This window comes from Alkalimonas amylolytica (genome assembly GCF_900107845.1).
In the GTDB taxonomy this organism is placed as follows: domain Bacteria; phylum Pseudomonadota; class Gammaproteobacteria; order Enterobacterales; family Alteromonadaceae; genus Alkalimonas; species Alkalimonas amylolytica.
On record NZ_FNRM01000001.1, the window covers coordinates 215484 to 228792 of the forward strand.

Consider the following 13309-nt stretch of genomic DNA (forward strand, 5'->3'; position numbering starts at 1 on the left):
GTAGCGGCTATGCCAACTTTGGTAGTACTCACCTTATTCTAAGGTCAATCCGGCTGTAAAAAAGCCACCCGAAGGTGGCTCGTTCAGGGGCTTAATTCAGCAACTGTTGCAAAGGTACTTCAGGGCTGACATCCGCCTCGTAATCCACACCGGCCACTCCAAAACCAAACAGCTGCAGGAAATCCTGATGGTAGCCAGCATAATCGGTCAGCGTATCAATGTTGTCGGTTTCCACCTGCTGCCACAAGGCTTTCACTTCCGCCTGGACATGATCGGCCAGCTCTTTGCCATCCTGACGCAAGCGGCCGGCTTCATCCAACACAGGCGCAGCTGCATACAGTCCCTGACGGAACAAACCATCGATCTGCTCAATACAGCCTTCATGGCTTCCCTCGGCTTTCATCACCCGATACAGTAAAGAGATATAAAGTGGCATGATGGGGATAGCAGAGCTGGCCTGAGTGACCACCGCTTTTAAAGAAGCGACATAGGCTTTGCCTTTTTTATCAGCCAGTTTGGCAGTCAGGGCCGCGGCGGCTCTGTCCAGATCTTCTTTGGCTTTACCAATGGTGGCCTTGCCGTAAATTGGCCAGGTCAACTCTTTACCAATGTAGGTATAGGCTACTGTCTGGCAGTTATCGGCCAATACACCGGCCGCATTCAGTTGATCCAACCAGCGCTCCCAATCTTCGCCACCCATCACTTTGACGGTATTGAAAATTTCCTCGTCATTGGCCGGTTCCACACTGACTTCTTCGATTACCCGCTTACTGGTGTTTAAATTTTTCTCGGTGTAAGCCTTACCAATGGGCTTGAGCACTGAACTGTAGATTTCGTCAGAGACCGGATCTTTGCGGCGAGGCGCCGCCAGGCTGTAGACCACCAAATCAATTTTGCCCATCTCCTGTTGAATTACCTCGATGGTCTTCGCCTTTAGCTCATCAGTAAAAGCATCGCCATTGAGGTGCTTGCACCAAAGACCTGCTTTGCTGGCTTCCTGTTCAAAAGCAGCCGTGTTGTACCAGCCTGCCGAAGCCGTTTTGCTGGCCGTTGGCTCTTTTTCAAAGAAAATACCCAGGGTTTTGGCACCTGAGCCAAAAGCTGCGGCAATTCGCGAAGCCAGGCCATAGCCAGTTGACGCCCCGATCACCAGCACATTTTTAGGGCCATTAGCGATAGCGCCACGCTGTTGGACATAATCGATTTGTTGCTTTACATGGGCAGCACAGCCGGTTGGATGGGCATTGGTACAGATAAAACCACGGATTTTTGGTTGAATTACCATCATTCAGTCCTGTTCTTCAGTGAGGAAATTGCGACTAGTGTAAGACTTTAGCAGACAAAGCTGGTCGGATCAGGGGATTTTAGCAAGCTAGCCGCCCGCTGAGAAGCAAAGCCTAGCCGCTATCGCTAGCTCCCGAGCAAGAACTGCTCAAGTTATAGCGATGCAGCCAGGATACGGCTAGTTGATTAAACGGGTACTTTTTTTTCACCACCCAAGCATTTAGGCGACGCCGGGGGCTTTTCAGCATAGTACTCGTACCATTCACCTGGGGTGTAAGTGTGTAACGCCAGCGCATGAATATCCTGCGCTAACTCTTCCGCTACAATGGCATTGACCGCTCTGTGCCGCTGCAATAATCGCAACCCATCAAACTGTGGCGTTACAATCACCACTTTAAAGTGGGACTCCGAACCAGCTGGTACATTATGCATGTGGCTTTCATTGGTTACTTCCAACACCACGGGATCAAATGCATCCAGTAATTTCTGCTCAATACGCGTGTGGATTAACATAGACTTCATCCTTTAATGGTCCCTCTTTTACTCTAGTTAAGTCCACCGGACTTGCCAGTGTCTTTTTGCTGTCAAGCTTTTTGTTGACAGCTAACCGGCTGGTGGCCCGTGAAAAAATAAATTGGTCTAAACAATAGGCACGATATAACGAAACGTCAGATTGAGCCGTCCGGCCGTCAAGCGGCTTTGTTTGGGCACCCGGTGTACCCAGTATTGCTGGGTGCTGCCAGTCATTAGCAATAAATCCCCCTGCCCCAGTTCTAACTGCAACTGCCATGGTTGCTGGCGATGTTTTAAATCAAAGCGTCTGGCCTGGCCTAAGCTCAGTGAGGCAATGCAAGGCTCAGTGCCTAGCTCTGGCTCATTATCGGCATGCCAGCCCATATGATCCAGGCCAGAGCGGTACCAGTTCACTAGCACCGAATTGAAGGGTTTCTCAAGTTGCTGCGATAACAGCTGGCACCAACGACTGACCAATGGATGCCAGGGCTCTGGCGCAAACAAGGTGCCCGAGTATCGGTAATGAGCATTGGCATCTCCCATCCAAACCTGCTGTCTTGGGATCGGATGTTCTCGGCCAAACAAGCGTATACTTGGCTGTTGCCATACTAGCTGCTGCACCAACTGCTGATATGACGCAGCGGCTTCCGTTTCAGGCAACCATCCCCGCCACAGTAGTAAGTTAGCATCTGGCAGTTGCCAGCACTCTGGCTTGAGCTGCTTAGCTGCACGTGTCAAAATGGCCGCCCTGTTTTATTTGTAGCATTCGCATGAATACGCATTTTACGTTGGCAGAGGTCCATCTGCAATTAAAGCGCTGGCCAGCTGGGACCGACTTTGTCAATCTTCAAGCTTGGGATACAGTGGATGAACTGCTGCTAACCTCAGCATTCCGCCAGCTGGATGCGCTGTCAGCCGCCGAGCGAACAGCTTTACCTGTGGTGCTGCTCAATGATCAGTTTGGCGCTTTAAGCTGTACTCTCATCGCTCGCTACCCGGAGTTAACGCTGCTTCATTGCAGTGACTCCTATGTCAGCCAGCTGGCTTGCCAAGCCAATCTGCAGCTTAACCAGCTGCCAACAAGCCAGTTGAGATTTATCGATAGCCTGCAACCACTGCCGGACTCCGTCGCTTTGGTACTGTTAAGGGTACCTAGGGATCATGGCTTCCTTGGCTATCAGCTGCAACAGTTAGCACCGCTTATTACAGACAGCCAACAACTGATTGTAGCGGCCAGAGCCCGTGATATTCATAAAAACTTGCTGCAACTTTTTAGCCAGTGTATCGGGCCAACCACGGCATCCTTAACCCTCCGGAAATGCCGCTACCTGCACTGTCAGCCAGAGCCAACTGCACGCAAGCAACCACCTGCATGGCCAAAGATCTGGCTATTGCCAGATAGCGACTTGCAACTAGTTAACCATGCCAATGTTTTCAGTGGGGAAAAACTCGATATCGGTGCCCGCTTCTTTCTTCAGCATCTCCCCGCCACTCAAGCAGGAGAGACGCTGGTGGATTTAGGCTGCGGCAATGGCGTGCTTGGCCTTTGTGCACTGGCAGCCAACTCAGAGCTTAATGTCATTTTTAGTGACGAATCTGCCATGGCGATTGCCTCCGCCCGACAGAGCGTGCAACTCAGCCTGCCCGAGCGTCTTGCACATTGCACTTTTTTGCAGGACGATGGTCTGAGCAAGCTGACGACTAGCAGCGTTGATTGGGTACTCTGCAATCCACCCTTTCATCAACAGGATACTGTTACCACGCACTTGGCCCGGCAAATGTTTCGCGATGCCTGGCGAGTATTAAAACCTGGTGGAATTTTACGCATCGTTGCAAACCGGCATTTGCCTTATGCGCAGGAGCTCACTCGTCTTTTTGGTGGGGTACGCTGTTTAGCCAGTCAGCAAAAATTTGTCATTCTGGAATCGGAGCGAAAACAATGAAGTTGCCCCTACTGTGCATGCTAACAGTGTTGCTGCTATCTGGCTGTGCCAGCCCACATCGACCTTTATTTGTAAACCCTAGTGTGACCACCGAGCCACAGTTACAACTGAATAGCGCGCGTTTTCAATGGCAGCTACAGGACAAACGAACCAAGCCGGTCATGCTGAGCATTCAAACAGGCGATCAATTGATCAACCTGCAAAATAAGCCGGATTGGCGCAGCAAGCTTCAAACTAAATTGCAGCAACGATTCCAGCAAGCGGGCGCCCGACTTGATCCTTCTGCCAGCACCAAGTTACAGTTCAATGTTCAGACGTTAATCGCAAGAGCCAAGCAGCATCCCTTGGATCACGAAGTACATTCTGAGGTAGTGATTGAGGTCACCATCAGTTCACCTGCCGGACAATATCGCAAGCGCTTTGCCGGCAACAGCAGCTATACCGCTCCTTTTAAAGTAGACCCCGCTTCGGTGGAGCGAGAGCTGAACCAACTGACCGAGCGGGTGCTGCACGATATTTTGAGTGATCAGCATTGGCAGAAGTATTTAAGGAGACATGCATGAAGTTTATCCTCACCGTAGCATCCGTTGTTTTACTGTGGCTCAGCCAGGCTGTGATGGCGGGGGAAACCCTGCAAGCGGATAATTTATTTCCCAAGGTTATATTGCACACCTCACTGGGTGACATTACGGTGGAGCTGGATCGCAGCCGCGCACCTATCACCGTCAATAACTTTCTAAGTTATGTCAAAACCCAACGCTACAACGACACGGTTTTTCACCGACTGATTAGCGACTTTGTGCTGCAAGGTGGCGGCTATAAAGAGGATTTTGAGCCTATCACCACGCTTGATGCCATCTTTAATGAATCAGGCAATGGCCTGCGCAACGAAATTGGCACCATTGCCATGGCTCGCACCAGCAACCCGCACAGTGCCACCAGTCAGTTCTATTTCAACTTATCGGACAACGAAAGCTTGAACCCTGGTGCCCGCTGGGGCTATACGGTCTTTGGCCGGGTGATGGAAGGCATGGGTATCTTGCAACAAGTGAATGAATGGGAAACAGCCCAGCATAAAATTACCGGTTGGCCAGATGTGCCGGTAGAACCAATTGTGCTTCATCGCGTGACCTTGGTGCCTGAAGGCTAAAAGCCTCCAACGCTAATTTTTCCGGCAACATCACACTGGCCAGCTATACTTGCAGCAACAGCAACGCATTTTGCTGGCATCACAAGTACAGAGGTCGGTGTATGCTGGAACAATTTATAGAGCTTAAAACGCGGCAATTAATTTATTATGCTTCCCGCTATTTTCGTGGCAGGCTGCCTCATCGCGAATTGCATCTCTTTATCTGGGATACTTTGGAAGAGTGGGCGCAATTTGGTATTCAGCTGAAAACTCCACAGAATCAGCAGGAGCAGGTGTTTTGGCATCTGCTGCACCAATTGGAGTTCTGGCCAGAGCAGCAACTTAAAAATGATCCGATACTGCAACACAATATCCAAAGCTGTTTAAGTTACTTGCGGGGTAACGGCTCCATCCCGCTGGACTGTGTTGGCATTCGCCCCTAAACGTAGTCCAAGGTAGAATATTTTCCTCCAACTATTTCCGAATCCTTCCGGCTTTGTTATGGTCTGAGCCACGCAGTTTTGAGAATTCCCGATGTTATTTAAAGCTGAAAGTAAAGTACAAAGCTGGCGTCAGGCCATCGACAGCTACTCCGATATCCGCCTGCTGTATATTTTTCTGATGGGCTGTGCCTCAGGCTTTCCCTGGGTATTGATAGGCTCCAACATGAGTGGCTGGTTGCAGGATGCCGGTTTATCACGGGCAGCCATTGGTTATTTCGGTTCTATCTTTATTGTCTATGCGCTGAATTTTCTCTGGGCTCCTTTGTTGGATCGGGTGCGATTACCGCTGCTTAACCGTTGGCTGGGCCAGCGGCGCAGTTGGATCCTGTTAATGCAAAGTCTGATCCTGGCAGCTACCCTGACCATAGCCTTTACCAACCCAGGCTACAGCCTGCTATGGACATCCCTGCTGGCCTTGTCCATTGCCGTTGCTTCTGCTACCCAGGATGTAGCTATTGATGCTTACCGTATCGATATTATTGCCGGTGAGAAGCTCAGGCTACCACCTGCCGCTGCCATGGCTGTCATCGGTTGGTGGACCGGCTATTCCTTACCTGGTGCGCTGGCATTTTTTAATGCCGATACCTTTGGCTGGCCTGCCGTATATCTTGGTATGGCTGGCGTTCAACTGGTGCTGATGCTGGCAACCTTGTACATTCGTGAGCCAGGCAAGGAGCGCGAGCAATTGCAACGAGATGCCAGTCTGCGTTATCAGCAACACCTTGGTACAGGTGGAGTTCGAGGCTATCTGGTCTGGCTCAGTGTTACTGTGATTGAGCCTTTTGCCGAGTTTTTCAGACGCAATGGCTGGAGCCTGGCACTGGCCATTTTATTCTTTGTGTTTCTATTTAAAATTGGTGAAGCTTTTTTGGGACGGATGTCGATCCCATTTTATCGTGAAGTTGGCTTTAGCAATGAACAAATCGCGGAATATTCCAAACTGATTGGTTGGGTTGCTATGGTGATATTTACCCTGATTGGCAGTGCTATCAATATTCGTTTTGGTATTTTACGTGGCTTGTTTATTGGTGGTGTTGCCATGGCCGCCAGCAATCTGATGTTCGCCTGGATTGCCGTAGTTGGCCCCAATACGGACTTATTCCTCGCCACTATTTTGGTTGATAACTTTACCAGTGCGTTTTCAACCGTGGCTTTTGTTTCCTTTCTAACTTTCCTGACTGGCCGGGCTTTTTCTGCAACTCAATATGCGTTGCTGGCATCTCTGGGTAACCTTGGCCGCACCACGCTGGCATCCTTCAGTGGCGAGCTAGTCGATTTTCTTGATGGTAACTGGGCTTTGTTTTTCACCATCACGGCACTGATGGTCATTCCATCACTGTGTCTGCTACTATGGATTGGTAAACGATTTCGGCAACAAATGGCAGCTACAGAAAAACAGGCCGAGAGTTCCGTCTAAGAAAGCATTCCTTCAGTAAAGCCGAATAAAAAGGGATACCTGTTTGGTATCCCTTCTCAGCATCAAACGTCCTGTTAATTCAGAGCTTGCTTCAAACCTTCAGCCGGATCCACTTCCAGTGCCTGACAGTAGCGAATAAACTCCACTACATCCAGCCGGCGCTCTTGATTCTCTACCTTACCAATAAAGGAATGGGGTGTACCCAACAGCTCAGATAAACTGCGCATGGTATGGCCTTTTTCCTGACGCTGACGCTTCAGCCACACACAAAGCCGTTTATTCTCTTCAGAGACAACGCTTTTACCACCTTTCATTTATGATGTACTCCCAGCGTTTAATACGCTTTTATTATGGAATTAACATTTATTTGCCCACCTTCATAGCTCTGGCAAGCCAGCACACTATGAAAACTTCTCCATTAAAACATAGGATGCGACAGGCGTACAGTTACAAGCGTTAAAAAACGTACTGCCTATTGACAGGTCGGAGTGGAATGAATTATGTCCCATAAAAAGGGAATCTACTGCTATTTACCAAAGATCCTGCCTAATCGAGTTCGTCAGCAGCAAGATTTTCTTCTATAATGACAGCAACTTAACTTACAGAGGGTAGAGACACTATGATCCGGTTGATTTTTTTGCTGCCCTTGCTGATGTTTGCTGCCTGGTTTTGGTTTCTGCAAAGTCAGGGGCTAAGCTTGCAACAAGGCAAGAAAGGTTTCATTTATATCGGCATTTTTAATCTGGCGATCGGGGCTTTGCTGGCTGGAATTATCTGGCTGACACAGCGGTAAATCAAACACCTGTTACCGCTGCTTATTTTGTTGGTGTGCGTTTTAAACAGAGAACGAAGAACCGCAACCACAGGTCGTGGTGGCATTGGGGTTACTTACGACAAATCGACTGCCTTGCAGGCCTTCGGTATAATCCACGGTACCACCCATCAGGTACTGTAAGCTCATCGGATCCACCACCATACTCACGCCTTGCTTTTCCAATACAAAATCACCTTCATTAACTTTCTCATCGAAGGTAAAACCATATTGAAAGCCTGAGCAGCCACCACCGGTGATGTAAACACGCAGTTTCAGTGCCGGGTTTTCCTCTTCGGTCACCAGTGCCAATACTTTATTTGCAGCAGCATCGGTAAATTCCAGTGGGACCTGAATCTCTGACATACATACTCCGAAGGTAACATTCTGTGGTGGATTATCCAATACCTGACTGTTTTATTCAAGTATTGTCCGACCTATGCCCAATAGGAAAAAATTTATGCTTTAACACCAGTCTGTTACACTGTAGGAACTTAACATCTTAAGCGGTGAGCCATGAAATACTGGTCTAAGGGCTGGCAGTTGCTGCAACAATCGCTGCCGAGCCTGCGCAAACAATTGGCTTTTCCACAAACCTCACTGCAACTGTGTCTACTCGGCGCACTGGGTGGTTTGCTGGCAGCCATCCTGATTATTCTGTTTCGGCTGTCCATCATTGCTTTGCAAAGCTTTTACCTGGATAAGTTCGATGACTTCTCCACAGCTCCTCAGGAAATTCGCTGGTTACTGCCTTTTGCCGGCGCTTTTTGCGTTGGACTGATTGCACTTCTCACCGGCTACAAGCACTACCGACTCGGTATTCCTTTTGTGATCCATCGCATGAAAACCATGTATGGCCTTATGCCATTTCGCAACACCTTCAATCAGTTTTTTGGCGGCGTGGCGGCATTGGCCAGCGGTTTTTCTGTCGGACGTGAAGGCCCTTCTGTTCATCTTGGCGCCTATGGCGCCAGCTACGTCGGTAAGAAACTCAAATTGCCTTTTAACAGCATCCGTACGCTAGTTGGTTGTGGTATTGCCGCGGGCATTGCGGCTTCTTTTAACACCCCATTGGCGGCAGTGATCTTTGTAATGGAAGTGGTGTTGCGTGAATACCGTATCCATATCTTTATTCCAGTGATGCTGTCCGCTGTCGTCGGGGCCTTGGTGACCCGGCTGGTATTTGGTATGGAGCGCGAGCTGGCGATTTTACAAATCAGTACCTTGCCCGGCTGGCATTTTCCCTATTTGATCCTGTGTGGCGTCTTGATTGGCATGGTCGCTTTTGTTTTTAACACCAATATGATGCGCATTATTCGCTGGTTTAAAAACTGGCCGCTGCCATTGCGTTTACTGCTGGCAGCGGCGATCACGGCTGCTGTTGGTATGCTGATCCCTCAAGCCATGGGTGCAGAAACCGGCGCCATCCAATACGCTGTGGATGCACCAACCGATGTGCAACTCTTGCTGGCGCTATTTATCGGTAAAATGATCCTGACCATTTTTGCCCTCGGCCTGGGTGTGCCAGGTGGTGTGGTTGGCCCTATTTTTGGCATTGGTATTGTGTTCGGTACCCTGCTGGCCCTGTTCCCCGGTTTATTGCATGGTCACAGTGATCATGCTGGTACCTATGCTGTGCTGGGTATGGCCGGGCTGATGGCCGCCTGCCTGCATGCGCCACTGGCAGCGTTAGTGGCCGTGATGGAACTCGCTTCCAACCCGGATATTATCTTACCTGCCATGCTGGTTATTGCTACCGCCTATGTCACAGGGGTGCAGTTTTGCAAGACAAAATCCCTGTTTCTTATGCAGTTGGATTTCCTGCAATTGCCGTATAAAGTATCGCCTGCAGCCGATCTGCTGCAAAAAGTGGGGGTTCTGGCTCAACTTGATCACCGCTATCATCTGCTGATGGAGTCCAATGAAACAGCCATTCGCCAACAACTGGATCGCTTAGCTGCCGATGAGCTGCTACTTCTCAAAACCAATAGCGATGATGGACCACAGTATCAACTGGCCAGTTACGATGTCAGTTTGTCGCTCACTGGCCAGGATGCTATTCATTATCTGCCAGTCCCGGTGGTTAGCCAACAAGCCACGATGGCCGAGGTGCATCAGTTGCTGGAAGCCAGTCGTGAAGGTGCAGTCTGCGTTATTGACGATGCCCAGCAACAACCAGAGCCTGTCGGCCTGGTGCGCTGGGATCAGGTCCAGGGTCTATTGGTTAAACAGAATAACTTATTATGACATTACTACTGATTTATAAAGCATTGCATCTGATTTTTATGGTCGCCTGGTTTGCCGGCATCTTTTATTTGCCTCGGCTTTTTGTCTATCATGCAGAAAGCAAACACCCGGATATACAGGCGCAGTTTAAAATTATGGAGCGGCGCCTGCTGCTGTTTGTAACCCCTTTTGCGGTGCTAACCCTGGTGTTTGGGGTGCTGTTGATCCACAGCTACGGTATGGACTGGTTTAAAGCCAGCGCTTGGTTGCATTACAAGCTGCTGTTGGTCGCCTTACTGTATGGTTACCATGGCTATTGCTTTAAATTGCTGGCCGACTTTAAAGCCGATAAAAATACCCGCAGCGGCCGTTTTTACCGCTGGTTTAATGAGCTGCCAGTGCTGATCCTATTCGCGACTATTTTACTGGCTGTGCTAAAGCCTTAAACCAACGCATATTGCTTAACGAGACACTGAGCTCAATAGCCACAACAACAGAATCACAGCCAGTAAGGTGCTGCTGGCAAGTGGTAATAACGCCTGCTGGGTCAGCCAACGATTGGCCCGGCGTTCCTGTTTTCGCCACTGAGGCAGCGGCAAGGCCTGTTGGCGACTGCTTTGCGTCTGGTAGCAGGATTTTAGCCACAAGGACCAACCCAGCGCCGGGCTTACCGGGTCCTGCCAGCTCGCGGGTAGCGGCCGTCCGCGATGTTGCCACCACCAGTACAAACCAGCAGCCAACAACACAGGCCAGCCTGCAGCCAGCATGGCGGCGGGTTGCAGCGCCTGCCACCACAGCGGCTGCAGTTGGGTCAGCCACCAAGGCATACTGAGTGAAGCAAGCACCAGCACCAGCCAGCTAAAGCTAGCTGTCGATGGCAGCTTTGGCCTTGTCGGCTGGTGCTGCTCGCGCAACAACGCCAACAAGTGCCAGGCCAGTAAAGCGGTGCTAAGTGCACCTAATGTCAGTAAGCCTGGCAACAGCGACCAGTTCGCAAAAATACTTTGCCCAAGATCCTGCTTCAATCCGTATTTTACCGCAGCGCCTGAGCTCAGTGGCAAAGCGCTCAGGCTCACTAATGGCCAAATCAAGGCCAGCCAGTGCCAGACTTGCAACCGGTAGCTACTGACTGTGCCGGCAGCCAGAAATAATGCTGATTTTAACAAGGCATGATGGCAGGCATACCAAACCAGCAGCCAGGCAGCCTGAGCTTGGTAATCGGCTGGGCTAGTCCAATACAATACCAGAGCCAACAACAGATAACCCATCTGACTGACCGAGGAGTACGCCAACACCACCTTGGTTTTGCGATGCAGCAATGCCAACAAAGCCCCGAAAAAAGCCGAGCTAAAGCACAGCACCAGCAACCAGGGCAACCATAGCAACAAGAGCCCATCACCAGCCGGAATAAACTGCCACAGACCAAACAAGCCAGCTTTGATCATAGCCCCGGATAGCACAGCACTGGCCGGAGCCGGTGCGGCAGGATGTGCCTGCGGTAGCCAGATGTGCAGTGGGAAGAACCCCGCTTTTAAACCAAAACCAAGCAACAACAGTGACAGGGTTAGGGGGGTAAGGGCTGCGGCCTGTAAATCGCTGATCGCCAGAGCACCATCGGCCGTCTCTACGCGCAGCAGCAAGGCAGCAAACAGCAACAGCTCACCAAAGATAGCCAATTGCAAGTACAAACGCCCGGCTCGCCTGGCCGCACCTTGGCCACTGTGAATGACCAAACCATAGGCAGATAAGCTCATCAGGGCGAAGCCCAAATAAAAGCCCAGCACATCCTGCGCCAGCAACAGCAGCAGGTTGCCCGCCATTGCCAGAGTAAAGCTACTCCAGTACAGAGCTTTACGCTGATTGATGGTACTGAGACTGTACAAGCCGGCACAAAGCCACAGCAGCAGGGTAAAGCCAAACCAGAGCGCAACCGGCCCCTCTGGCACCGCAAACTCGGCTCCCGGCCACAGCAGTGTCTGCAGCTCAGTCATAGCTAAACTCCCGCTCAACAATCAATTTGCTCCAGCTCAGTGGGCTGAGATCCGTCCCCGCCAGCAGCCCCATCAACACAATCAACACAGCGGTAATCACCGGAGGCAACAGCAACATCCAATGGGTTTCAAAGCGCCGGGACAGCTGCTTTGGCGCTGGCCAATCGCCGGCAGGCAGACACCAGATCCGAAAGATCACAGGCAAAAAATACATGGCGTTGAGTGCACTGGATGTCAGCAGCACCAGCAGTACCAGCGGATACCCCGCCTCCAGCGCACCGCTGGCCAGATACCATTTGCTGATCATGCCAGCCGTAGCAGGTAGCCCTATCATGCCGCAGGCCCCCAGCGTAAAAGCGATACTGCTAAGCGGCATGCGCCGACCTACTCCGTTCAGTTCACGGATTTTATGAATGCCCAAAGTTTCGGCAAAGTTACCGGCACAGAAAAACAGCGTGATTTTCATCACGCCCTGATGCACCAGATGCACCAGGCCACCCACTGCCGCCACCGGACCCAACATGGCGACCCCCAGCGTGACATAGGAGACCTGACTAACGGTCGAGTAAGCTAGTCGACGCTTTAGATCCTGCTGCTGCAGCGCACGCCAGGAGCCATACAAAATAGTGGCAGAGGCCAGCAATACCAGCGGCCAGGTCAAATCCAGCTGCTGCATCACATCCACGCCAAATACATCGTACACCACCCGAACAATGCCAAAAGCACCGGCTTTGACCACAGCCACGGCATGCAATAAAGCACTGACCGGTGCAGGTGCCACCATGGCCTCAGGCAACCAGCCATGCAGTGGCAGCAAGGCAGCTTTAACCCCTAACCCTGTAATCAGCAACACAAAGGCCAGCATCAGTAGGCCACTGTGCTCTGCCAGCAAAGGACTTAAGTAACCACCCGGCATAAAAACCGGACTGCCGGTCAAACTATGCAATAACGCAGCACCTAGCATCAGCACCACGCCACCACTGATGGTATATGCCAAATAGCGCCTGCCAGCCCGCAAGGACTCCACCGTGCCGCGATGCACCACCAACGGGAAGGTAGCCAATGTCAGCAGCTCGTAAAACAGCACAAAACTAATCAGGTTGCCTGACAAGGCAAGGCCGACAGTGGCACTGACGCACAAGCTGAAATAGCCAAAGAAACGCGAACGCAGCGGTGAGCCTTCCAGGTAACCAATGGCATACAAGGTCGTGACCAACCAAAGCACCGAGGACAACAAGACAAACTGCAGTGATAGAGCATCGCCATGCAGAATAAAAGCGCCACCGGGTAAAAAAGGCAACTCGAAATAATAATCCTCGCCGGCCTTTACACCTTGCCACATCCAGGCCACCAGCAGCAGCTTCACCACAACGCCACCAAGGTTCAGCGTCGTACGCAATGCAAACCGATGCTCTGCCAGACTAAAAATCAACAAGCCAGGCAGCAGCGAACTCAATACAATAAACACAGGCAACCAGCTATTCCAGTCCAT

Annotated in this window: 15 protein-coding genes; 8 read left to right on the plus strand and 7 right to left on the minus strand. The window is 50.9% G+C overall.

Annotation, left to right across the window (positions count from 1 at the left end; all coding sequences use genetic code 11):
• Positions 1 to 91: 91 nt before the first annotated feature.
• From fabV to BLW37_RS00960, 3 genes are all read right to left on the minus strand, one after another.
• Positions 92 to 1285, minus strand: coding sequence for an enoyl-ACP reductase FabV (gene fabV, locus BLW37_RS00950; protein WP_091338088.1), 1194 nt, complete (start codon positions 1283 to 1285; stop codon positions 92 to 94).
• A gap of 185 nt (positions 1286 to 1470) precedes the next feature.
• Entirely contained in the window at positions 1471 to 1797 is a 327-nt protein-coding gene (locus BLW37_RS00955; RefSeq protein ID WP_091338091.1) for a BolA family protein, read from the minus strand.
• Between the two features lie 126 nt (positions 1798 to 1923).
• Positions 1924 to 2535 carry an alpha-ketoglutarate-dependent dioxygenase AlkB family protein gene (locus BLW37_RS00960; protein WP_091338092.1) on the minus strand — a complete coding sequence of 204 codons (612 nt, stop codon included), beginning with the start codon at positions 2533 to 2535 and terminating at the stop codon, positions 1924 to 1926.
• Positions 2536 to 2567: 32 nt separating this feature from the next.
• Here BLW37_RS00960 and BLW37_RS00965 point away from each other — a divergent pair, with 32 nt between their 5' ends.
• The 5 genes from BLW37_RS00965 (at position 2568) to BLW37_RS00985 (ending at position 6789) form a co-directional block, all read left to right on the plus strand.
• Positions 2568 to 3740 carry a methyltransferase gene (locus BLW37_RS00965; protein ID WP_091338095.1) on the plus strand — a complete coding sequence of 391 codons (1173 nt, stop codon included), beginning with the start codon at positions 2568 to 2570 and terminating at the stop codon, positions 3738 to 3740.
• A complete protein-coding gene (locus tag BLW37_RS00970) occupies positions 3737 to 4303 on the plus strand; it encodes a YajG family lipoprotein (protein ID WP_091338098.1) in 567 nt (188 codons plus the stop codon). Before BLW37_RS00965 ends, BLW37_RS00970 begins: the two co-directional genes overlap by 4 nt.
• On the plus strand, positions 4300 to 4890 hold the full coding sequence (locus BLW37_RS00975) for a peptidylprolyl isomerase (protein ID WP_091338101.1): 591 nt from the start codon (positions 4300 to 4302) through the stop codon (positions 4888 to 4890). Before BLW37_RS00970 ends, BLW37_RS00975 begins: the two co-directional genes overlap by 4 nt.
• A gap of 101 nt (positions 4891 to 4991) precedes the next feature.
• Positions 4992 to 5312 (plus strand): hypothetical protein, encoded by a 321-nt coding sequence (locus BLW37_RS00980; RefSeq protein ID WP_091338104.1) that lies wholly within the window; start codon positions 4992 to 4994, stop codon positions 5310 to 5312.
• A gap of 91 nt (positions 5313 to 5403) precedes the next feature.
• Positions 5404 to 6789: an AmpG family muropeptide MFS transporter gene (locus BLW37_RS00985; protein ID WP_091338106.1), complete on the plus strand. Its 1386-nt coding sequence runs from the start codon at positions 5404 to 5406 to the stop codon at positions 6787 to 6789.
• A 74-nt stretch (positions 6790 to 6863) separates the two neighbouring features.
• Here BLW37_RS00985 and BLW37_RS00990 read toward each other — a convergent pair whose 3' ends face one another.
• A complete protein-coding gene (locus BLW37_RS00990) occupies positions 6864 to 7103 on the minus strand; it encodes a helix-turn-helix domain-containing protein (protein WP_091338108.1) in 240 nt (79 codons plus the stop codon).
• Between the two features lie 305 nt (positions 7104 to 7408).
• On the opposite strand from BLW37_RS00990, the gene BLW37_RS18675 reads away from it, so the two are divergent.
• A complete protein-coding gene (locus BLW37_RS18675) occupies positions 7409 to 7582 on the plus strand; it encodes a hypothetical protein (protein WP_171907506.1) in 174 nt (57 codons plus the stop codon).
• Between the two features lie 42 nt (positions 7583 to 7624).
• Here BLW37_RS18675 and erpA read toward each other — a convergent pair whose 3' ends face one another.
• A complete protein-coding gene (gene erpA, locus BLW37_RS00995; protein ID WP_091338111.1) occupies positions 7625 to 7966 on the minus strand; it encodes an iron-sulfur cluster insertion protein ErpA in 342 nt (113 codons plus the stop codon).
• A 150-nt stretch (positions 7967 to 8116) separates the two neighbouring features.
• Here erpA and BLW37_RS01000 point away from each other — a divergent pair, with 150 nt between their 5' ends.
• Positions 8117 to 9847, plus strand: coding sequence for a chloride channel protein (locus tag BLW37_RS01000; protein ID WP_091338113.1), 1731 nt, complete (start codon positions 8117 to 8119; stop codon positions 9845 to 9847).
• Positions 9844 to 10272 carry a CopD family protein gene (locus BLW37_RS01005; protein ID WP_091338116.1) on the plus strand — a complete coding sequence of 143 codons (429 nt, stop codon included), beginning with the start codon at positions 9844 to 9846 and terminating at the stop codon, positions 10270 to 10272. Before BLW37_RS01000 ends, BLW37_RS01005 begins: the two co-directional genes overlap by 4 nt.
• Before the next feature lie 15 nt (positions 10273 to 10287).
• Here BLW37_RS01005 and BLW37_RS01010 read toward each other — a convergent pair whose 3' ends face one another.
• Together BLW37_RS01010 and BLW37_RS01015 are read right to left on the minus strand one after the other, a co-directional pair.
• Positions 10288 to 11817, minus strand: coding sequence for a proton-conducting transporter transmembrane domain-containing protein (locus tag BLW37_RS01010; RefSeq protein ID WP_091338118.1), 1530 nt, complete (start codon positions 11815 to 11817; stop codon positions 10288 to 10290).
• Positions 11810 to 13309, minus strand: a complete 1500-nt coding sequence (locus BLW37_RS01015; RefSeq protein WP_091338121.1) for a complex I subunit 5 family protein — start codon at positions 13307 to 13309, stop codon at positions 11810 to 11812. The genes BLW37_RS01010 and BLW37_RS01015 overlap by 8 nt, the downstream gene beginning before the upstream one ends.